We start from the raw sequence: 20998 nt of genomic DNA on the forward strand, positions 1-20998 counted from the left end.
CGATGAACGAGGAACTCGCTGGGCTGGCCGCGAGCGGCGCCACCGCACTGGTCGCCGCCATGGGCACCGATCTCTGGGACGAAGCCAAGGGCCTGATGAGCGGCGTCATCGCGCATGCCCGCCGCAGCCACCGCAGGGAACTGTCCGTAGCGCTGGACCGTGCGTCGACCGCCACGAGGGGAGCGGTCGACGCCACGGTCCTGGACTACTGGACCGAGGCCCTGTCCCAACTGCTCGAACAGAATCCGGCGCTCGCCCAGGACGTCCTGGCCCTCGCCGCGCTGCGAAACCCGGAGCGGGCGGGCATCGCGGTCCAGGTCAATTCGGCCACCCATTCAGGGGAGGTTTTCGCCGTGCAGCACGGTAGTCAGCACTTCGCCTCGGGACCGAAGTCCCACCACTCCGAGGAACGACCGTGAACGCGGACGACAGCCGGCCCGGCCTCATGAACGGATGGCTGCGGGCAGCGGAGCTCGCGGTCGTCGTCGCCGGGGCGTTCGTCGAGGTCAACCTGCCGCATCGGCAGTACGGGCTGCTGGTGGACATGTTCGCGCTCGCGGCCGTGGGCGTCGTCGGCGCGTCGACCGTACTGGGGTCCGAGGCCGCCGAGACGCTCGCCCGGCAGCGGGAACGGCTCGAACAGCCGCAACGGCTGCAGCCCCAGACCCCGTCCCAGCCTCCGTCGCACGCGACGGCACCGGTCTGCCGCTTCGTCAACGGGCCTGCGGTGTCGCAGGCCCAAGCCCCCAAGCCCAAGCCGTTCCTGCGGGAGCGGCCGACGGATCTCAGCGTTCCCCGCTTCGGCGAGGGCGCCCGCGCCCAGGGCTACCCGTGGCAGCTGCCGGATCGCACGGTGCAGAACGGGATCGCGGCCGACGAGGCCACGGTCGGCGCCTTCACCGTCCGTGCGGCGTCCGTCATCGGGCCGGGGCACCGCTGCGCCCAGCCTGCCGAGCCACGGCAGGACGCCTACCGGATCGGTCGGAGCCGGGACAGCCGGTACGCGATCGTGGCCGTAGCCGACGGCCTGTCCAGCGGGGCCTGGTCCGACATCGGATCCACCACGGCCTCCAGCCGGGCCGTCACCTTGCTGCGCGAGCAGATCGACGCGGTCGGTTTCGAAAAACTCGACGTCGAGGCGCTGTACGGGCAGATCGCGGAGTCGGTCGCCGGGCAGGCGGCCGTACGCGGTGTCGGCTCCTCGGACGTGTCCACCGTGCTGATCACCGCGGTGATCGCGGAGCCGGACGCGAACGGCGTCGCGGAGGCCTGGATCGGGTGGCTGGGCGACAGTTCGGCCTGGCTGCTCCACCCGCAGCACCCGGTGTGGCTGTTCTCCTCCGGGGAGGCCAAGGACCGCGCGGCAGTGGTGGTTTCGAACGAGGTCGCGGGCGGGCTTCCGGACACGCCGCACCTGGCCCGGGGTCACTACGTCCGGCTGGCCCCCGGCGCCGCCCTCGCCCTGGTCACCGACGGGATCGGCGACGCGTGGGCCGACGACGAGGGCAACGTCAACGCGTACTTCGCGAACGCCTGGCGCTCGCCGGTCCCCGCCACGCGGTTCACCGCCGACGTCGGCTTCGACGCGCCCCAGTGCCTGGACGACCGCACCGCGGTTGTGGTGTGGAACGGAGGCCGGTCATGACCGAGCCGGAGCCCGATGTCGTCCGCAGCGACCATCGCGACGATCGCCACGCCGCCCACGATCGCGACGGCAGCCACGGCAGCGTCGGCGGCGACCACGGTCCCGGCGGCTCTGGCGGCGATCCGCGGGGTTGGCCGTTGGCGCGGTCGGTGAGCCTTCGCGAGCTCGGCTCGCTCGCCGCGCCGATCTCCGAACACAACGGACAGGCCATCGCGGTGAAGCCGCTGGCAGACCATCCGGGGTGGCTGGCCAAGCTCTACCACCAGGGCCAGCATGTGGAGGACGCCCGCCGGCTCGACCAGCTGATCTCCGCCCCGAGCTCGCTGTCCAACGCGGACCGTGAGGCCCTGTACGCCGGGACGTGCTGGCCCGCAGCCCGGATCGAGGAGCCCGACAACCCGGTCGTCGGGTGCGTGATCCCGATGGCGCCCGAGCACTACCGGCACGAGCTGCGCCGAGGCGCGTTCAGCGAGCGCCGCTTCGTGGAGATCGACTGGCTGGCGAAGTCCGACGAGTCGATCCAGCGGATCGGACTGCCCAGGCCCGGGTTCGAGGGCAGGCTGGCCGCCTGTCGTCGACTGACGGAACTTGCCGCGATCCTGGAGGGGTTGGGCCTGGTCTACTCCGACTGGTCGTTCTCCAACGCCTTCTGGAGCCCGGACCGGCGTTCCGTCTACCTGATCGACGTCGACGGCTGCCAGCCGAAGAAGATGATTGACGTCCACCAGCCGAACTGGGACGACCGGCTCACGCCGCCCGGCACCGACGCGGACACGTACACCGACCGGTACCGGATCGGACTGCTGGTCGCCAAGTGCCTGACCGGGCAGCGCGACGCGCACGCCTTCCACACCGTCGCCGCGTCACCCTGGCCGAACCAGTCGGCTGCCGCGGAAGTGCTGCTGGACATGCTGCTCGCGACCGACCGCGAGCGGCGGCCCTCGGCGGGTCAGCTGAACCTGGCACTGAACGGCGGGCCCTACCTCAGGACCGTGCCACGCGCGACGCGCGACGAGCTGCCGAAGGTGCCCCGCGCGATCCCGCAGCCTCCCACCGCTCCGCAGTCCACCGCCGTCACAGTCGCCGCCGGGGCCGTGCGGAGGCCCGAAACGGCTTTCACCAAGCAGATCCAGGCGTCTGCGGCGCCCAAAGCCAAGAAGCCGCAGCCTGCGACCAGCGGGAACGGCGGGTGGGCGCTCCTGGGCCTCATCGCCGTGATCCTGCTCTTCGCCCTGATCGCCTCCCACCACTAGATCCAGATCAGAGGTGCCTCATGTCCGTCTGCTTGCCCACCTACGTGGTGATCGACGCGTCCTCGTCGATGAAGCCGCACGAGGCGGTGCTCAACGCCACCCTCTCCCGCCTGCACTACAACCTGGCGACGAACCCGCGCGTCTCGGAGTTCGCCCGGGTCAGCGTGATCGCCTTCTCCACCGACGTGCACGTGGTGATCCCGATGTCCGACATGGAGCAGGTGCCGGCTCTGCCCGAGGTGATCTGCGGCGGGGGCACGGAGTACGGCAAGACCTTCGACCGGCTGCGGGACTGCATCGCGGAGGACGTCAAGAACCTGCGGATGCAGAACCTCAAGGTGCTGCGACCGGCGGTGTTCTTCCTGACCGACGGCGCTCCGACCGACTCGCGGTGGCAGGAATCCTTCCGCAGGCTGGTCGACAAGGACTGGTCGCGCCACCCGCATGTGATCGCCTACGGCTTCGGCGGCGCCCAGCGTGAGGTGCTGGAGAAGGTGGCGACCAAGGCGCTGTTCATCGCTGACGGTTCGGACACCGAGTCGGCGCTGAGCTCGGCGATCTCCGGTCTGCTCAACTCTCTGATCGCCTCGTCGAACACCGGCGAGATTCGGATCGCCACCGAGGTCAAGGGCTTCGAGTACGTGCAGGTCGCCCAGGAATACATCGACTGATGGCCCGCGGACTCATCCCGGACGCCGACCCGGGATTCTCGGCTCTTAGAGCGCGGCGTGCTTCCGGCGGACTCACCGTGCTGGCCGCAGCGCTGCTCGTCTGCGGCGCGGTGGTGGCGGCGATGGGCGGTATCCAGGGCGCCTCGGTGAGCGGGCCTCCGCAGTCGGTCCCCGCGAGCCCCACCGTCTCCGTGGCGCCGCTGCCCGTCTGCGTGCCCGGACGTCACGGACCGATGGTCTGCTCGGGCGAGGTCCGACTGCCGAACCGCGACGGCAGTGCGCCGAAAATCGCGCGGTGAAGACACCAAGTGAAGACAGCAAAGGGAGTTGGACGATGGAAAAGCGAGAGCACAACGCATCGTGGGGTACCACCCGGATGGCGCCGTACGCGGAGACCGAGGCGGTTCCCGCGCTCACCCCTGTGATCGACCCCGAGACCCAGCTCGCCGTCGTCGTCGACGAGCTCGGCCGCGTGGTCGGGCTCGCCGGCCATGAGGCCGACGGCAGCACGAGCACCAGCAACTACACCAGCACCTCGAACTACACCAGCACCGGAGGCGGCACCAACAGCTACGACACCGACAACACCTCCGACTCCGACAACGGCTACGACCAGGACCACCACCATCACTGATGGCGCTGGCGACGACGGGACGACAGAGATGACGGGGACGACGGATCCGGGCGGGTCGGTGCTGGTGCTGACCAACACGCGTGACGCGACCAGCGACCTGGTGCTGCGCATCCTCGCGGAGCGCCGGGTTCCGGTGACCCGGCTCGATCCCGGCACCGACCTGCACGTCGGCGCCGCGTTGAGCGCCACCTACTGCACAGGCGACCAGCGCGGCAGGCTGCGCACGTCGAGCCGTGAACTCGACCTGAGCGAGGTCCGATCCGTCTGGACTCGTCGTCCCTCGGCCTTCGAGGGGCCGGGTGAACTGGAAGGACAGGAACGGAGGTTCGCCGCCTCGCAGGCGCTGTGGGGTGTCGGCGGCATCCTGGCGTCCCTTCCCGGGGCCCACTACGTGAACCACCCGTGGGACAACCGGGCGGCGGAGCACAAGCCCGCCCAGCTCGCCGCCGCACTCCGCAGCGGCCTCACGGTCCCCGCCACACTGATCACCAACGACCCGGACGAGGCACGGGAGTTCGTCGCGTGCCGGAGCGGCGGGGCGGTCTACAAGCCGTTGTGGAACACGCCCTACGAGGTGGACGGCCGGGCCCAGCAGGTGTGGGTGCGGGAGGTGCGCGCGGACGAGATCACCGACGCCGTGGCCGCCTGTCCCCACCTGTTCCAGGCCGCGGTGGCCAAGGCGTTCGATGTACGCCTGACGGCCGTGGGCGAGCGGCTGTTCGCGGTCCGGATCGACAGTCCCGATCTCGACTGGCGGCAGCGGCAGTCCTTGATGGAGTGCACGCCGATCGCCGTCCCCGCCGGGATCGCGCGCTCGGTCCGCGCCTACCTCGCGCTCTCCCGGCTCGTCTTCGGGGCGTTCGACTTCGCCGTCACGGCGGAGGGGGAGTGGTACTTCCTGGAGTGCAACCCCAACGGACAGTGGGCCTGGCAGCCCGAGCCGGTCATCGACGCGATCGCCCATGCACTTGCCGACCGGCTCCAGAACGGCAGACGGCCCGCAGGCTTGTTCCCATCCCCGACCTAGGAACGGGGATGTGGGCACCGGAGGACGATCCGGTGGGCCGGCGGGCCGGGTGACTGCAATGGACTGCGCTTGCGCGCTGTGGAGTTGTCCGCTGCACCAGGCCCCTGCCGAGGCGCCCCGCGGAACCGGCGCCCCGCGGAACGGCGCCCGGTGAACCGACGCCCGGTGAACCGACCGCCGCCGGCAGGCGCGGGGTCACGCCGCGGCCCGGCGTCGCAGCTCCTCGGCGAGGGTGAGGAAGACCGGGAGGTTCGGCATGCCCGCGGCGGGGACCGACAGGCACGCGTGCTGCTGTCCGTGCCGGAAGACGTGCAGGACCTCCTCGGGGCCGACGGCGATCCGCTCGACGTCGTGCCAGTCGACGCGCTGGCCGCAGGCGCCGACGCCGCCTTCGTCCACCGCGAGCTGACCGCCGAAGCGCAGTTGCTCTCCGGCCCGCAGGCGCACCATCTCCCGGGGCGCGCGGGCACGGGCGAACGCAACAGTCAGCCGCTCCGCGAAGGGCCCCGCGCCGTCGAACGAGTCGTTCACACAGATCAGATCGCCGTCCAGCGGCACGATCAACAGGCTGCGCCCGGTGGAGCTGCGAAACGCCCTGACCACCCGGGCGTCGTGCTGGGCGACGGCGCGGATGTCGTCCCACGCGTAGGCGCGGGGCTCTGCGTCGCCGACGCGGTGGACGACGCCGTTCTCGAACCGGGCCACCCAGGTCTTCCTGGGACGGGGGGTGCGGCGGAGCCCCGCGACGAACCACAGGGCGAGGGCGGTCCCCACGCACACGGGTAACCAGCCGTACCAGCCGCCGGTCCGGCCACCCCGGTGGACCGCGAGCGCGACGCCCGCGACGGCAACGCCGACAGCCGCGGCGCAGGCCGGAGCCGCCGTGGATCGGGGTCGGCGCCTGGGCCGGTTCTGGACCGAGTCCCTGAGGACACCCAGCCCGTGGCGCTCTGCTTCGGCCGCCATGTCATCCGGCACCATGGTCGCCCCCTCGTGTCCCGCCGGGCTCCGGCGGTCCGAGTCTGCCGTGGCCGACCCCGGTCCGGGATCCGTGAAAACACGTAGGTGCGGCACGGATGGGGGAGAGGCGGCCGGTCCCGTACGCTGCGCGGACGTTCCAGCCGCGGCGGGAGGGCAGCCGAAACGGCCCGCCGGCGAATGGGCGGGCTCTCAGGAAATGTCCAGCAAAAGGGCAGGCGTCAGGAATTCCGGCGCCGTGCTCGTATTCGGGTCGCCGCGCGGGACCGTGAATTCGGACCACTGTTCTCCGAGTCGCCTCGAATGGGTGGCAGGGGCACAGTCTGTCGGTCTGCTCGTTCCCGCTTCAAGCCCCCGCCTGGTGGGGGTCGCACCCGCCAAGTGGCTGGTCCGTTCAGGGGGTTGCGGAGCTCGGCCAGGAGTGATGGGTGCGCGGCCGGCATCCAGCGAGTCCTTGGGGACGAGGTTTAATTGACATGCTTCTGCCAGAATTCCCGCATTCTCGGCCGCACTTGACAGAAATATCCGGAGGCATCAGATTCTTGTCCGATGCGTGGGGGAGTTGTGAAGGATTCTGTGCTTTCTATCGCCCGCGGTACCTGACATCCGAGTAGCCTTCCGGGAGAAGCATGCGCATGGCAGTTGAGTCTGCCCGGAAAGTCGAGTTCACCGTGCTGGGCCCGTTGGGGTTCACCGACGGTGCCGAGGTCGCCGTGCTGCAGCCGTCCAAGCCCGGCGCGCTGCTCGCGACCTTGCTGCTCAACGCCAACAGTGTGGTGTCCGTCGGCTACTTACTCCGGGCCGTGTGGGGGGACGAGGCCCCGGAGACCGCCAAGGCCGCGGTCCAGACGTGCGTCCTGCGGCTGCGCAAGCTGTTCAAGACCTACGGGATCGCGGGGAGCACCATCGAGACCCTGTCGGACGGCTACCGGATCAACGCGAACCCCGACACCCTCGACCTGCTGCGCTTCCGCGAGCTCCTGCGCGCCGCCTCCGCGGCGGACTGCCGCTGCGACGCCGAACTGGCTCTGCTGCGGGAGGCGCTGGCCCTGTGGCGGGGAAGACCGATGCTCGCCAACGTCAGCTCGGCCCTGGTGCACCGCAACGAGGTGCCGCGCATCGCCGAGGAGTGGCTCCGGGCGGCGGAGCGGGTCTTCGAGATCGAGATGGCGCTCGGGCGCTGCCGCGAGGTCCTGCCGGAGCTGGTCCAGACCGCGTACGGCCACCCCGTCCACGAACGCTTCTGGGAACAGCTGATAGAGGCGCTGTACCGCACCGGGCGGCGCGCGCAGGCCCTGGCGGAGTACGCCACGGTCAAGCGGCACCTGCGCGAGGAGCTGGGCATCGACCCGGGACCCGGCCTGCAGCGGCTGGAGCTCCTCGTGCTGCGCGGCGACCCCGTCGCCTCGCCGGAGGCCGCCGTGCGGCCCACGCCGCCGGACCGGTCCGCGCCGGACCCGCACGTGCCCGGCGGGCGCGTCGCCGACGGGCCCGCGTCGGGGCCGGACGTGCTCCAACTCCTGCTCAAGGCAGGACTGCTGGAGCAGGACCCGGCGGGCCTGTACCAGATGAACGGCCTGCTCCAGGCCATGACAGGCGCGTCCGGGGACAGCCGTCGCGCCTCGGGCGCGCAGCGCGCCGCGACATCCCGATCGACAGGAGAATGAAGAAGTTGGCTGCCGCCTACGAGGACCTCGCCCCCACCCGGCCGCGCCTGCGGCGGGACGTCCTGTTCACCGAGACGCCCACCGGTGTGCTCTTCCACAACGCCCAGGGCGGGTTCGGCGTCAACGCCACGTCCGCCTACCGGTTCGCCTCCCTCGTGGTGCCGCACCTGGACGGGCGTCAGAGCGTCGCGGCGCTGTGCGAGGGCCTGGGCGACGGCGCGCGCCGCATGTTGGTGCATCTCGTCGACGCGCTGTACACCCACGGGTTCGCGCGGGACGTCGCCGCGGACCGCGTCTGCGGTGAGGCACCGCCTGCTCCGGTCGCCGCACGCTTCGAGGCGCAGTTGGGGTACCTGGACCACTACGCCGACGACCCGGCCGGCCGCTTCCAGCGGTTCCGGCGTTCCCGGGTCGCGGTGCTCGGGGACGGCCCGGCCGCCCGCTGGTGCGCGCTCGGCCTGCTGCGCAACGGCAGCGCCGCGATCGGGGTCGCGCATGCGGCGGGGGACTGGGACGAGTTGCTGCCCACGGTGCTGTCCGAGGCCGCGGCGCTCACGGCGGACGACTGCCCCGCAGCCGTCGAGCTCTCCGCCGCCTTCGGCAGCGGACGCGTGGGCTGGGCGGAGCTGGACGGCTACGACCTGGTCGTGGTGGCGCCCGGGCCCGACGCTGCGCGCCAGACCGCGACGTTGCTGGACGCGGGCGTGCCCACGGGCCGGGCACTGCTGCCGGCGTGGTCGTTCGGCGGGCGCCTGGTGGCCGGGCCGTTGATGCGCGCGGGCAGCCAGGGGTGCTGGATGTGCGCGTTGCTGCGCCTCGGCGCGAACGGCGACGCGGCCGCGGCGGCGGAGGTGTGGAGCGGGCTCGGCCTGGTGGCCCCGCTCGACCTGCTCGGGCCCCGGCTGGGCGGGCCGCTCGCAGCCATGGTCGGCAACCTGCTGGGCTTCGAGGTCTTCCGGATCACGACGGGGGCGCTGCCCGCCGAGACCGAGGACCGGCTGGTGGTCCAGGACCTTGACACGCTCGACGTGGTGACCGAGCGTCTGCTGCCGCAGCCCCGCTGCCCGTACTGCGCGGTGGCGGGGGACCCGCCCGCCAACGTCACCCCGGAGGCCGGGCGACAGACGGCGGGCGAGGCGGCGAGCGTGGACGAGTCCGAGCTGGCCGAGCCCGACCTGGTGCCCGACCCCGTGAGCGTCCTTCAGGAGGCGGGCCGGACCCGCGCGTCGCAGGCCCTGGAGTCGCTGGAGCCGCTGCTCGGCTCCCACGCCGGGGTGTTCCGCGGCTTCGAGGACGAGGAGTTCGAGCAGAGCCCGCTGAAGGTGAGCTCCGTCGCGGTCGGCCTCGGCCCGGGATGGACGCGGAGGATCGCCGCGTTCGACCTCCACCACGTCGCCGGCGCACGTCTGAACGCGCTGCTGCGGGCTGCGGAGGTGTACGCCGACCACGTCGTGCCGCACCACGGGGACCGCCGCGAGGGCGCGGCGGCACCGGACCCGGCGGCACCGGGCGCGGCCACGGCCGCGACCGCCGCCGGATGGCCGGTGGTAGGGCCCGAGGCGCTCGACATCGGCAGCGGCGTCGCGACGGGCGCCGGCCGGGTCCGCTCCTGGGCCCGGGTCAGGTCGCTGCTGGGCGGCGGGACCGTGCTCGTGCCGAGCGCCGTCCTGCGGCCGTTCGGCGCCGACAACGGCGACCGCCTCGTCGAGCGCACCAGCGCGGGGATCGGCGCGGGCCGGACCCCGGGCCAGGCCGTGGCGCGGGGCCTGCTGACGGCGCTGTCCCACCAGGCCGTGCGGCAGGCCGTCCGGGGCGCCGTGCCGGTGTTCCGGCACACCCCCGAAAGCCTCGACGGCGTGGCCGAGCTGCGCTTCCTGCTGCGCTCGGCCGCCCACCTCGGCGCGCAGCCGGAGCTGCTGGAACTCGGCGAGCCCGGCGAGCGTCCGGTGCCGGTGCTCCTCGCCCGGTGCGCCGCCCCGTCGGGTGGCCAGGCGCTCTGGGCCGTCTCCGCGTCGCCGGACCGGCACCAGGCGGCCGTGCGCGCGCTGCGCGACCTGGTCGGCGCGCTCCAACTCCGGCTGGCCGGAACGGATCAGGTCGACACCGGGGACCCGCTCATGGCGGACCTCGACCCCGCCGCGCTGGCCGTCACCACCGCCGCGCCGACGGCGCCGCAGCCCGCGCAGGGCACCGCAGCGCCGTTCACCGAGACCCTGGCGCGGATCCGCAAGTCGGGCCAGGACGTCCTGGTCGCCCAGGTGGCCGCGCCGGACCTGGCCGTGGGCGGCGTCCACGTGGCCCGGGTCCTGCTCGCGCGGGGGGTCGCCCGGTGACCGTCGACACCGCACCGCCGCCCCAGGCGGTCGTCGGCCGGCCGGACCCCTGGCCGGACACGTGCGCGGACCTCGCCCGGCTGCTGGACCGGGCGCTGGCCGAGCACGGCGTCACGACCGGCGTCGAGGTGGCCGTGCTCGGCGTGCGCGACGAGCTGACCCCCGCGCCCGCCCCGACGCCCGCCCGGGCGCGGGCCGAGGAGAGACCCGGGCCGCCCGCAGGCCGGTGGCCCGTCCCGGTGCACCTGTACGGGCACCAGGTCGTGGTCGGTCCGTTCCCCGCCGCCCACCGGTCCGCGCCCTGCCCGCGCTGCCTGGTGCGCCGCTGGCAGGCGGTGCGGTCCACGGCGCTGCGTGACGCGCTCGAACTCGGCGGGCCCACCGTGCCGTCCGGAAACCCGCCGTGGGCGCTGCCGTTCGCGGCGGACACGGTCGCGGCCGTCGTCGCGGCCGGCCTCGCCGCTGCGGCGCGCGAGGAGGACCGGTACGGCGCCGTGTACCTGGTCGACCTGGAGCGGCTGCACGTCGCGCGGTACCCGCTGGTCCCGGACTCCGGGTGCCCCGCATGCGGCCCGATCCTCGCGGACTGCGCCGACGCGGCCTGGCCGATGCCCGTCGCGGAGCCGAAACCGGCCCCGGAGGTGTTCCGCGGCCGCCCGATCGACGCCTACGACCTGCCCGAGGCCGCCTTCGTCAACCCCGTCACCGGCATGCTCGGCGCCCGGACGGTGCCCGACCTGGGCTCGGTGTCGAGCTCCGCGACGCTGGGCTGCTTCACCGTCCGCTCCGACGACTACCTCGACGAGTGCTTCTGGGGCGGGCACACCTCCGGCTACGGCGTCAGCCGCAAGGTCGGACTGCTGGAGGGCCTGGAGCGGTTCGCCGGCATGCGTCCGCGCGCCAAGGCGACCGTGGTGCACGCCAGTTACAGCGAGCTCGGCGACCGGGCGCTGGATCCCCGGCTCTGCGGCGGCTACTCCGAGGACTTCCACCGGCGCGAGCCCGGCGTGCGGCCGTTCACCATGGACCGGCCGATCCCCTGGGTGTGGGGCTACTCGCTGCGCGACCGCCGTCCGCTGCTCGTGCCCGAGATCCTGGCGTACTTCCACACCGAGGGGCAGGGCGGCGACCGCTTCGTCCAGGACAGCTCCAGCGGCTGCGCCTCCGGCGGCGGACTCGCCGAGGCCGCTTACCACGGGCTGATGGAGGCCGTGGAACGCGACGCCTTCCTGATCGCCTGGTACGCGCAGGCCGAGCTGCCCGAGCTCGACCCGTACAGCAGCACCCGGCGCGAGACCCGCGAGATGGTCGACCGGCTCGCCCTGTACGGCTACCGGGTCCGGCTCTTCGACACGCGCATCACCTTCCCCGTCCCAGTGGTGACGGCTGTGGCGCAGCGCCGCGACGGCGGCCTCGGCACGCTCGCCTTCGGTGCCGGAGCGGGCCTCGACCCGGAGGCCGCCGTGGCGGGCGGCCTGTGCGAGATCGCCACGGACGCGGTGAAGCTGGGCCGGATGGCCGCGCACGAGTACGAGCGGCTGCACGCCATGACGCGCGACCACGCCCGCGTCGGAGGGCTGCACGACCATCCGCTGGTCTACGGCCTGCCGCAGATGGCCCGTCACGCGGACTTCCTGCTGGCGCGGGAGCGGGAACCGCTGTCGCTGTCGCAGGCGTTCGGCACGGGCGGACCGCCGCGCACGCCGGTGCCCGCGCCCAGCCTGGACCTCGTCGAGGACCTTCGGCGCTGCGTCGAGATGGTCGCCGCCGCCGGGTTCGACGTGGTCGTCGTCGACCAGACCGCGCCCGAGCAACACGCACTCGGCCTCCACGCCGTCAAGGTGATCGTGCCCGGCCTGGTGCCCATCGACTTCGGGTGGCACCGCCAGCGCGCCCGGCACCTGCCGCGCGTACGCACCGCCCTCCGCCAGGCCGGTCTGCGCGACCGCGACCTGCGGGACGACGAGCTCAACCCCGCCCCGCACCCCTTCCCCTGACACCCGCACCCTCTGACACCCGCACCCTCTGACACCCGCACCCCCTGACGCCCCGACACTCCAGAGAGGAAGGGCTCCCTTTGGGACCCGCCCACGCCTACGCGAGCGCCGTACTGCACCGCGCCAGAACGCCGATGCCGCCGGCCGACTTCCAGCCGGACTGGGACGACCAGCCGCGCCCCGACCGCTTCTTCCCCGGCGCCGAACGCCTCCCGCTGCCGCCCTGCCAGCCCGAGGTGGGCGCCACGACGCAGGCCGGTCTGACCGGGCAGGGTGGCGACCGGCCGTTCACCCTGCCGCTGCTGGCGGGCATGCTCCAGGACTCCTGCGGCCTGCTGTCCCGCCGCCTCTCGGTACACGCCAACGTCAACGTCACCACCATGCCGTCCTACCGGGCGGCCGACTGGGCGCGCGGAGCCGCCTCGGGCGGCGGGCTCCACCCCGTCAGCTGCTACTGGATCACCGGCCCCGATGGACCCGTCCTGCCCGGCGTCTACCACTACGCGCCCGCGCACCACGCCATGGAGCGGCTGGTCACCGGCGACGCCACCGCGCGGACCCGGGCGGCGCTCGGCGCCGCCGGGGACGACGGGCCCTGGGCGGGGTCCGACCAGTTCCTCGTCCTCGGCGTGAAGTACTGGCGCAACGCGTTCAAGTACGGCCCGTTCGCCTACCACGTGGTCAGCATGGACGTCGGCGCGGTGCTGCAGACCTGGCGTCTCTGGGCGCGGGCCCACGGCCTGCGGATCGGGCCGCTGCTCTGGTTCGACGAGACCCGCCTGTCGGAGACGCTCGGCCTCGACGTCGAACGGGAGGGCGTCTTCGCCGTCGTCCCGTTGCGCTGGGAGCCGAGCACGACCGCCACCGCCACCGCCGTGCCGGGCCCGGACGTGCGGGTCCGGCGACGGGACGAGGAGCGGTCCCGCGTCCTGCACCGCTTCGACCTGCTGGAGGAGCTGCGGCAGGCAGCCCTGGCGGGCGCCGCCGACCGGCCCGCGCCGCAGGCGCTGTCCCCGGCCCGCCCGCGTGCGGCCGATCCGCAGGCCCGGCGGACGCTCCTGGAACCGGCACCGGCCCTGGACCTGCCGGTGCGCACCGCCCTGCGCGAGCGCCGCAGCAGCTTCGGCCGGTTCTCCTCCCACGCCCCGGTCGAGCCGGGCGAGTTGGCCGCCGTCCTGGACGCGGCCGTCGCCGCCGCTGGGGCGGACAGCGACGCGGACCCGGACTCACGGGCGCCGCTGGCCTCCCTCCACGTGTGCGTCAACCACGTCCGCTCGGTGACGCCGGGCGGCTACCGGTACGAACCGCAGGAGCGCGCACTGACGCTCGTCCGCGACGGCGCACCGGGCTCCTTCCTGCAACGCGCCTACACGCTGGACAACTACAACGTCGAGCAGGCGGGCGCGGTCCTCGTCGCCTCGGTGCGGACCGCGGCCGTCCTCGACGCCGCGGGGGACCGCGGCTACCGGCTGGTCGGCGCGGTGGTCGGCGCCATGGCCCAGGCCGTCTACACCGCCTGCGCGGCCCTGGGACTGGGCTGCGGCGTGGCCCTGGGCTTCGACGCCGACACCTACGTCGAGGAGCTCGCGCTCGGAGGCGGCGACGAACAGCCGCTGCTGATCATGATGATCGGCCATGAACGGCCCGGCCCGGCCGGCTTCCGGTACGAGATCGTCTGACTCGGGGGAACCTCGTGGACACCACACACCATGACGGGTCGTCGGCTCCGTCGTTCGGCGCCGCCTGGCGTCTCGGCCCGCGGTTCGTCATGCGGCTCGGCGGGCTCCCGCTGTCCGCCGTGCACGCGCTGCGCTGCTCCGAGGCGCGCCGGGACGCGGACCTGCTGATCCAGGACGAGGCCGCGCTGCGCGCGGCGGGGGCCGAGCTGGCCGACCGGCTCGGCGCGCTCGTCGGTTCGCTGCACCCGGACGAGCGCCGCGCCGTCCTCGCGCTGCGCCGCCATGTGTTCAACAACCGACTTCCGGGCGACCGACCGGCCGCCGAGGCACTGGCCGCCCGGCTGGGCAAACCGGTGGGCGAGGAACTCGCGGCCTGGCTCGCCGCCCGGGCCGGCCACGACGAGGCCCGCACCCGGCTGGCCGAGGAGCTGGCCGCGCAGCTGCGGCGCAGCCGCGGCGAACTGCGGCGGCTGGCCGGGGAGGAACGGCTGCGCCGAGGCCTGCTGCTGGCCTCGCCGACGCTGGAGGGCCGACTCGACGACTACGCCGCCGGTCTGCGGCCCGAATCCGACAAGCGCACGCGCAAGCAGGAGCGCGCGCTGCTGCACTACCTCCACCGCACCGCCTGCAAGACCAGCCCCTTCTCCACCTTCACCAGCGTGGCCGCAGGCGCGTTCCTTCCGGGCCCGTCCGGTGCCGTCGTCTTCGACGACGAACAGCGCAGCCACCCCCGGCTCAACGTGGCCGTGCTGGCCCGCCTCGCCCAGGTCGCCGCCGCCGACCGCGCCCGCCGCGACGACCTGCCCGTCGCCCCCGCGGCCGGACTGGCGCTCGCCGAGACGCGGGTGCGTTACGTCCGCCGCTCGCTGACCACCGGCGACGACAGCCGGTCCGTCGCGTTCGACACCGCCGAGGACCGCGTCTACTTCCTGCGCCGCAGCGGGGTCCTGGACCGACTGCTCGGGTTCCTGGCGGACCGTCCGGACGCGCGCTGCGGCGAACTGCTCCAGAAGCTGCGCGAGGACACCTCGGCCACCGAGGAGGAGGCCGAGCACTACCTCGCCGCGCTGCTCGACCTGGGCCTGCTGCAACTCCCGGCCCTGGCCACGGACGTCCACGACCGCAACCCGCTCGCGGCCTTCCGCGAGCGGCTGCGCGCGCTCGACCGCCCCTGGGCCGCCGACACCGCCGACCGGCTCGGCGCGGTCGCGGACCGCATCGAGCGCTACCGCGACGCGGGCGCCGCCGAGCGCCGCAAGCTGCTCACCGCGCTCCGCCGCGACCTGCTGGCCGTGCAGACCGAGCTGGGCGCGGCCGACGCATCGGTTCCCCAGGTCCTGCTCTACGAGGACGCCGCCGTCGGCGCCGTGGCCGCGGACCGCGACACCTGGGACCGGCTGGCCGAGCCGCTGGCACAGCTCGCGCCGCTGCTCGCCGCCTACGACCCGCAGCTCGCGGGGCGGCTCACGTTCAAGGGCTTCTTCGTGGCCCGCTTCGGCAGCGGCGGGCGCTGCGAGGACCTGCTCACCCTCGTCCACGACTTCCACGAGGACATCTACGACCGCTACCTCGACTTCGCCGCCCGCCCCGGCCGCGCCGCCCCGGACGGCGGCCGGCCGCCGGAGGAGAACTGGCTGCGCCAGCCGGAGATCACCGCGATCAACCGCGCCCGGGCCGAACTCACCGCGCAACTGCGCGCCTTGTGGAGCGACCACAGCGACCACCAGGGCGGCAGCGCCGAACTGTTCCTCAGCCCGCAGGCCGTCTCGGCCGCCGCCGCGCACCTGGGCGCGCTGCCGCGGGCCTTCCAGCCGCAGTCGCACTTCGTGCAGTGGGTGCGCCGCACCGACGACCCGCTCCTGGTCCTCAACAACGCCTACGGCGGCCTGGGTTACCCGTTCACCCGGTTCACCCACTGCCTGCGCGAGGAAAACGGCGACGAGGTCGGCGAGGCGCTGCGCGCGCAGCTGCGCGAACACCACCCCGACGGCGCGGTGTTCGCCGAGGTCACCGCCGGCGCCGCCACCACCAACCTCAACCTGCACGACCGGCTGACCGACTACGAGATCGTCTGCCCCGGCGAGACCAGCACCGCCGACCCGGACGCCCGACTCGACCTCGACGACCTCTACGTGGTCCACGACGAGAAGGACGACCGGCTGGTGCTGCGCTCGCGTCGGCTGGAGCGCGAGGTCGTCCCCCTCTACCTCGGCTACCTGGTGTCGGTGGCCCTGCCGGAGATCCCGCGCACCCTGCTGCTGCTCTCCCCGGCCTTCCAGGCGCAGCCGGACCCCTGGCGCGGCGTTCCCGAAGGCCCGGCCGTGGAGGGCGTCACCACCCGCCCCCGTCTGCGCTACGGCGCGCTGGTACTCCAGCGCCGCAGCTGGACTGCCACGACGGACGTGCTGCCGCGCCGCGAGCCGGGCGGCGACGAGACGCCGTGGTACCTGGCGTGGCTGCGCTGGCGGGCCCGCCACGGCCTGCCGGACCAGGTGTTCGCGCGGATCCGCCCGGACGCCGCCTCCGGCGGCGGGCCGGACGACAAGCCGCAGTACGTCGACTTCGACAGCCCCCTGTCGCTGCTGGCGCTGGACGCGGCCCTGGCCGAGCGCCCCGGACGGGTCGTCTTCGAGGAGATGCTCCCCTCCGGGGACGAACTCGCGGCCCGCTCCGCGGCGGCCGGCCACGTGAGCGAGCTCGTGGTGGAGCTGCTGCCCGCGATCGCGGCGAGCCAGGCGAGCCGGTCGACAGAGGCAGCCCAGGCAACCGAGGAGGGACCCCGATGAACCCCGTGCACACCGGTCCGCAGCAGGCCGTCCAGGAGACCCGCGGGTACTGGCAGGCCTACCACATCTACTACTCGGCCAGCCCCCGCCCGCTGCTGCTCCAGCTCGTCGAACCCCTCGTCGACGAGCTGACCGACGAGGGCCTGCTGGCGGGCCACTTCTTCATCAACTACTGGCTGGAGGGGCCCCACGTCCGGCTGCGCCTGCGCCCCTCCTCGCCCGAGGCGGCCCGGCCCGTGCGGGAGCGCACCGAGGCGGCCGTCGCCGCGTTCCTGCGCCGCCGCCCCGCCCTGTACGAGGTGCCGCCCGGTTTCCTGGACGACTACTACGACAAGCTGATGGAGCGTGAGTTCACCCCCGCGCAGCGCACCCGGCTGCTCGGCCCGGACGGCACCATGCGGCTGCGCGCCACCAACACCTTCAGCGCCGAGCACTACCAGCCCGAGTACGGCAAGTACGGCGGCCCGGCGGGCGTGGAGCTCGCGGAGTGGCACTTCGAGCACTCCAGCCGCCTGGTCCTCGACGCCAACCGAACCCTGAACCTGCACCTGCGGCCCGTCGCCCTCGGCTTCGCCGCCCAGGTGATGACGGTCACCGCCGGATGCCTGGTGCGCGACGGCGAACTGCTGGCCGAGTTCCTCGACGGCTACCACCGCTTCTGGGACGAGTCCTCCGGCAAGGCCGAGACCGCCGGTCAGGACGACTTCGACCGCGGCTACCGGGCGACCGCCGACTCGCTCGGCCCGCGCATCCGCCGCATCCTCGCCGCTGTCGGGGCGGACGACTTCTCCGCCCTCCCCGGCACGCTCCGGGCCTGGGCCGAGCACTGCCGCGAGCTGCGCAGACGCGTCGTCGACCTGACCGAGCAGGGACGGGTCGCCTTCGCCCCGCCGGAGCAGGACGAGGAGCCGTGGCCCGACGCCAGGCCAGGCGTCACCGACCTGGCCGTGACGCTGCCCCGGCTGCTCGTGCCGTACCTCCACATGACCAACAACCGCCTGTCGATGACGCTCCAGGACGAGGCCTACCTGGCCTACGTGCTCGCCCGCGCCCTCACCGAGCCCGGCGTGCGGCCCGCCGCGGACGAGCCGGCCACGGCGGCGTCATGAACCCCACCGACAACCCCACCGAACACCCGAGCGGAACCCGCGCGGCCGCGCCGCGCACCCGACCCGACATCCTCGTCAGCGCCCCACTGCTGCGCGGGCCCGAGCCGGTGCGGCTGCTGCTCGACCCGCGCACCGGCGCCCGGATGGAGCTCTCGCCGAAGGTGCACTTCGTACTGGACCGGCTCGACGGCGTGCGGACCCTGGACCAGATCGGCGAAGACTACGCGGCCCGCTTCGGCGCCCGGCTCGGCGAGCCGCAGTGGCGGCAACTGCTCGGCCTGTTCTACGGACGCCGCCTCCTGGTGGGCGCCGAACCGCCCGAGGCGGCCGCCGGCTCGGCCACGCCCATGGAGTCCGCGCGCGGACACTGGGCCGAGGGCCGACTGCGGCTGGTCACGGACGGCCACGCGCGCTTCGACGTGCTGCGCCGGCTCCCCTCCCCGGCCCGCCACCGGGTCGTGCGGGGAGCCGCCGTGGCGGCCCTCGGCGCGGCGCTCGGAACACTGCTCGTGGGCCTGGTCTGGCGGCTGCCGGAACTCACCGCTTCGGCCGGGGCGCTGGTCCACCGCCCGGCGATGCTGCTGCTGGTCACCGTCGCCCTGTGGCTGAGCATGGCGCTCCACGAGATCGGCCACGCCCTGACCGCCAGGGCCGTCGGGGCCACCGTCGGCGAACTGGGCCTGCGCTGGCGGCTGCCCATGGTCTACCTGTACTGCGACGTCCCCGACGCGCGGTTTCTGCCGCGCCGTCGCCAGGTCGCCGTCGCCGCGGCAGGGGCCCTGACCAACCTCGTCGTCCTGCTGCCCGCGTACGGGGTGTGGCTGCTGCTCACCCGGCACGGCGGCAGCCACCCCACCCTCAGCGCGGTGCTGCTCTCGGGCACCGTGGTGGGGCTGGCCAACCTGCTGCCGCTGCCCCCGCTCGACGGCTACCGGATCCTCGAGGCGCTCCTCGGCACCACCCGCCTCGCCCAGGAGACCCGGGCCTACGTCGCCCGCGCCGCCCTGCGCCGACGGCGCGGCTCCGGCCAGGGGACCAGCGGTTACCCACGCCGGGCCAAGCGGCTCTACCTCGGCTATGCGGTCCTGTGGACGACCGTGACGGCGGGGCTGCTGTTGGCCGTCGCCGCGACGGTGTCCGCCCTGACGGCCTCCCCGGACCGGGTCTTGACGGCGACTCTGACCGCGCTCGCCGTCGCCGCACCGGTGGCGCTGCGCGTCGTCCGTCCTGCGCGTCGCCGGGGTCAGGCGGTGGCCAGGTGACCACAACCGGCACCGAGGCCCCGGTGCCCACGTCATCCGCCGCGGCCGGAATCGTCATGGCCGACCGTCCGCTGGCGGCGGCGGGGGAGCGGCTGCGCCTGCTGCTCGCCGCCGAGGCGGCCCGCCTCGGCCGTCCGGCGCCGGACGTGGCCTGCCTCGGCGACGCCGACACCCTCGCGCCCCGGCCGGAGGATTCGCTCGACGCCCGCGCCCGCGCGACCGTCCACCTGACGGCCGACGCCGTCCTCGTCGGTCCATGGGGCGGCGACGGGACAGCCGACGGGACGGCGTGCGGGGTGTGTCTCGCCATGCGCTGGCAACGGCTGCGCGGCTCAGCCCAGCGCGGCGCCCTCGAAGCAGGCAGCGGCACGACCGCCGCCGGGACGTGGCCGCTGCCGACAGCAGCCCTTGCCACCGCTGTCCTGGCGCTGCACCAGGCCGTCACCGGCCCGACGCCGCCCGACAGCGGCCTCACCGGCGGCGACCGGCGGCTGCCCCGGGTGACCCGTCTTGACCTGGCCACCTGGCACACCGTCACCGTGCCGCTCCTGCCCGAGGCGCGCTGCCCCGGCTGCCCCACCGCCGGCGCGCACCCCGAGCCCGAGCCCGGCCTCGCCCTGATCTCGCGTCCCCGCGCCGCGCACGCCTACCGTCTGCGGGCGCCCGAGTCCTACGACCTGCCCGCCGTCGCCCTCGCCAACCCGGTCTGCGGCGCGCTCGCTGCGGGCGTCCGCACCGACCTGACCTCGCCCACCACCGCCCCCGTGGCCGGTGCGGTGCTGCTGCGCACCTCCACCGGTCTGACCGAGATGACCTGGAGCGGCAAGACCGGGTCGTTCCGGCGCAGCCGCGACCTCGGTCTGCTCGAAGGCCTGGAACGCTACGCGAGCACGCTGCGGCAGTCCCTCGTCTCGCCGCTGGTCGCCTCGTACGACAGCCTCGGGGACACGGCCCTCGACCCCCGCGACTGCGGCGTGTACGCCCCCGAGACCTACGCGGCCGAGACGCGCCTGCGGCCGTTCGACCCGGCACGGCCCATCCCCTGGGTGACCGGCTGGTCCCTGCGCGACCAGCGCCCCGTGCTCGTCGCGCAGCGCTCCGCCTACTACTTCGAGGGCAGCGACGCGGACGCCTTCGTCGACGACTGCTCCAACGGCTGCGCCACCGGCAGTTGCCTGGAGGAGGCGGTCCTGTTCGGCCTGCTGGAACTCGTCGAACGCGACGCTTTCCTGCTCTCCTGGTACGGCGACACGCCGCTGACCCGGATCGACCTCGACGAGTGCGGCCGGCCCTCGGTGCGCGCCCTGCTCGACCGGGCCGAACTCCTCGGCTACGGGCTGCACGTGCTCGACACCCGCGCCGACCTGCCGATCGCCTCGGTCGCGGCCGTCGCGGTGCGACGCGACGGCGGCCCGGGCCACCTCTCCTTCGCCGCCGCCGCGGCGCTGGACCCGGCCGCCGCGATCGACTCCGCGCTGGCCGAGACCCTCACGTACCTGCCCGGCCTGGCCGCACGCGTCGCCGCGCGCCCCGACGAACTGGAGGCCATGGCCGAGGACTTCACCCTCGTCCGCCGCCAGGACGACCACCCGGCCTTGTTCGGGCTGCCCCGGATGGCCGCCCAGGCCGCGAACTACCTCACACCGTCCGCCACCGTCCCGTTCGCCTCCCTCCGCGCCGACCGCCCGGAGGGACCGCACGACCTGCGGGACGACGTGCGGCGGTGCGTCGACGCGCTCGCGGCCGCCGGCCACGACGTGATCGTGGTCGACCAGACCTCCCGCGAGCAGCGGCGGCTCGGCCTGCGCACCGTCCGCGTCATCGCGCCGGGCCTGCTGCCCATGGACTTCGGCTGGTCGCGGCAGCGTGCCCTGCACCTGCCCAGGCTGCGCACCGCACGGCCGGGCGCCCCCGACCGACCCCTGCGGCTCGTCCCGCACCCGTTCTCCTGAGCCCC

The 20998-nt window shown here is 74.0% G+C and carries 16 protein-coding genes; 15 read left to right on the top strand and 1 reads right to left on the bottom strand.

The window, feature by feature from the left end; all coding sequences use genetic code 11:
• The first annotated feature begins 2 nt into the window (after nt 1-2).
• From TR49_RS04890 to tgmB, 7 genes are read left to right on the top strand one after another with little or no spacing between them, the layout of a single operon-like run.
• Nucleotides 3-419 (top strand): hypothetical protein, encoded by a 417-nt coding sequence (locus TR49_RS04890; protein WP_042377488.1) that lies wholly within the window; start codon nt 3-5, stop codon nt 417-419.
• A complete protein-coding gene (locus TR49_RS04895) occupies nt 416-1645 on the top strand; it encodes a protein phosphatase 2C domain-containing protein (protein ID WP_052434017.1) in 1230 nt (409 codons plus the stop codon). Before TR49_RS04890 ends, TR49_RS04895 begins: the two co-directional genes overlap by 4 nt.
• Nucleotides 1642-2898 (top strand): hypothetical protein, encoded by a 1257-nt coding sequence (locus TR49_RS04900; protein WP_042377489.1) that lies wholly within the window; start codon nt 1642-1644, stop codon nt 2896-2898. The genes TR49_RS04895 and TR49_RS04900 overlap by 4 nt, the downstream gene beginning before the upstream one ends.
• A gap of 20 nt (nt 2899-2918) precedes the next feature.
• On the top strand, nt 2919-3569 hold the full coding sequence (locus TR49_RS04905) for a vWA domain-containing protein (RefSeq protein WP_042377490.1): 651 nt from the start codon (nt 2919-2921) through the stop codon (nt 3567-3569).
• Complete coding sequence (locus TR49_RS04910) at nt 3569-3868, top strand: hypothetical protein (RefSeq protein ID WP_042377492.1); 300 nt, start codon at nt 3569-3571, stop codon at nt 3866-3868. The genes TR49_RS04905 and TR49_RS04910 overlap by 1 nt, the downstream gene beginning before the upstream one ends.
• Before the next feature lie 35 nt (nt 3869-3903).
• The gene (gene tgmA / locus TR49_RS04915; protein WP_236653224.1) at nt 3904-4203 is read left to right on the top strand and encodes a putative ATP-grasp-modified RiPP; all 300 of its coding nucleotides are present in this window, start codon (nt 3904-3906) and stop codon (nt 4201-4203) included.
• A 28-nt stretch (nt 4204-4231) separates the two neighbouring features.
• Nucleotides 4232-5230: an ATP-grasp ribosomal peptide maturase gene (gene tgmB, locus TR49_RS04920; protein ID WP_042377498.1), complete on the top strand. Its 999-nt coding sequence runs from the start codon at nt 4232-4234 to the stop codon at nt 5228-5230.
• Nucleotides 5231-5425: 195 nt separating this feature from the next.
• Here tgmB and TR49_RS04925 read toward each other — a convergent pair whose 3' ends face one another.
• Nucleotides 5426-6196: a DUF6585 family protein gene (locus TR49_RS04925; RefSeq protein ID WP_152627066.1), complete on the bottom strand. Its 771-nt coding sequence runs from the start codon at nt 6194-6196 to the stop codon at nt 5426-5428.
• A gap of 647 nt (nt 6197-6843) precedes the next feature.
• On the opposite strand from TR49_RS04925, the gene TR49_RS04930 reads away from it, so the two are divergent.
• The 8 genes from TR49_RS04930 to TR49_RS04965 all read left to right on the top strand — a co-directional run bounded on the left by TR49_RS04930 (nt 6844) and on the right by TR49_RS04965 (nt 20993).
• The gene (locus tag TR49_RS04930) at nt 6844-7875 is read left to right on the top strand and encodes an AfsR/SARP family transcriptional regulator (RefSeq protein WP_084724568.1); all 1032 of its coding nucleotides are present in this window, start codon (nt 6844-6846) and stop codon (nt 7873-7875) included.
• Nucleotides 7872-10208 (top strand): TOMM precursor leader peptide-binding protein, encoded by a 2337-nt coding sequence (locus tag TR49_RS46290; RefSeq protein ID WP_042377501.1) that lies wholly within the window; start codon nt 7872-7874, stop codon nt 10206-10208. Before TR49_RS04930 ends, TR49_RS46290 begins: the two co-directional genes overlap by 4 nt.
• Nucleotides 10205-12205, top strand: a complete 2001-nt coding sequence (locus TR49_RS04940) for a TOMM precursor leader peptide-binding protein (protein WP_084724569.1) — start codon at nt 10205-10207, stop codon at nt 12203-12205. Before TR49_RS46290 ends, TR49_RS04940 begins: the two co-directional genes overlap by 4 nt.
• An 80-nt stretch (nt 12206-12285) precedes the next feature.
• On the top strand, nt 12286-13884 hold the full coding sequence (locus tag TR49_RS04945; RefSeq protein ID WP_042377503.1) for a nitroreductase family protein: 1599 nt from the start codon (nt 12286-12288) through the stop codon (nt 13882-13884).
• Nucleotides 13885-13898: 14 nt separating this feature from the next.
• The gene (locus TR49_RS04950; protein ID WP_063770021.1) at nt 13899-16670 is read left to right on the top strand and encodes a lantibiotic dehydratase; all 2772 of its coding nucleotides are present in this window, start codon (nt 13899-13901) and stop codon (nt 16668-16670) included.
• A complete protein-coding gene (locus tag TR49_RS04955) occupies nt 16667-17779 on the top strand; it encodes a lantibiotic dehydratase C-terminal domain-containing protein (protein ID WP_042377504.1) in 1113 nt (370 codons plus the stop codon). The genes TR49_RS04950 and TR49_RS04955 overlap by 4 nt, the downstream gene beginning before the upstream one ends.
• Nucleotides 17776-19041 (top strand): M50 family metallopeptidase, encoded by a 1266-nt coding sequence (locus TR49_RS04960; RefSeq protein ID WP_052434019.1) that lies wholly within the window; start codon nt 17776-17778, stop codon nt 19039-19041. The genes TR49_RS04955 and TR49_RS04960 overlap by 4 nt, the downstream gene beginning before the upstream one ends.
• A 56-nt stretch (nt 19042-19097) precedes the next feature.
• A complete protein-coding gene (locus TR49_RS04965; protein ID WP_042377838.1) occupies nt 19098-20993 on the top strand; it encodes a TOMM precursor leader peptide-binding protein in 1896 nt (631 codons plus the stop codon).
• Nucleotides 20994-20998 lie beyond the last annotated feature (5 nt).

Origin of the sequence: Streptacidiphilus melanogenes (assembly GCF_000787835.1) — a bacterium.
Classification (GTDB): domain Bacteria; phylum Actinomycetota; class Actinomycetes; order Streptomycetales; family Streptomycetaceae; genus Streptacidiphilus; species Streptacidiphilus melanogenes.

Coding starts and splice junctions, on each gene's coding strand:
- TR49_RS04900 (WP_042377489.1), top strand. CDS start 1,642: ATGACCGAGCCGGAGCCCGATGTCGTCCGCAGCGACCATCGCGACGAT.
- TR49_RS04910 (WP_042377492.1), top strand. CDS start 3,569: ATGGCCCGCGGACTCATCCCGGACGCCGACCCGGGATTCTCGGCTCTT.
- TR49_RS04890 (WP_042377488.1), top strand. CDS start 3: ATGAACGAGGAACTCGCTGGGCTGGCCGCGAGCGGCGCCACCGCACTG.
- TR49_RS04960 (WP_052434019.1), top strand. CDS start 17,776: ATGAACCCCACCGACAACCCCACCGAACACCCGAGCGGAACCCGCGCG.
- tgmB (WP_042377498.1), top strand. CDS start 4,232: ATGACGGGGACGACGGATCCGGGCGGGTCGGTGCTGGTGCTGACCAAC.
- TR49_RS04955 (WP_042377504.1), top strand. CDS start 16,667: ATGAACCCCGTGCACACCGGTCCGCAGCAGGCCGTCCAGGAGACCCGC.
- tgmA (WP_236653224.1), top strand. CDS start 3,904: ATGGAAAAGCGAGAGCACAACGCATCGTGGGGTACCACCCGGATGGCG.
- TR49_RS04965 (WP_042377838.1), top strand. CDS start 19,098: ATGGCCGACCGTCCGCTGGCGGCGGCGGGGGAGCGGCTGCGCCTGCTG.
- TR49_RS04905 (WP_042377490.1), top strand. CDS start 2,919: ATGTCCGTCTGCTTGCCCACCTACGTGGTGATCGACGCGTCCTCGTCG.
- TR49_RS04930 (WP_084724568.1), top strand. CDS start 6,844: ATGGCAGTTGAGTCTGCCCGGAAAGTCGAGTTCACCGTGCTGGGCCCG.
- TR49_RS46290 (WP_042377501.1), top strand. CDS start 7,872: ATGAAGAAGTTGGCTGCCGCCTACGAGGACCTCGCCCCCACCCGGCCG.
- TR49_RS04925 (WP_152627066.1), bottom strand. CDS start 6,196: ATGGCGGCCGAAGCAGAGCGCCACGGGCTGGGTGTCCTCAGGGACTCG.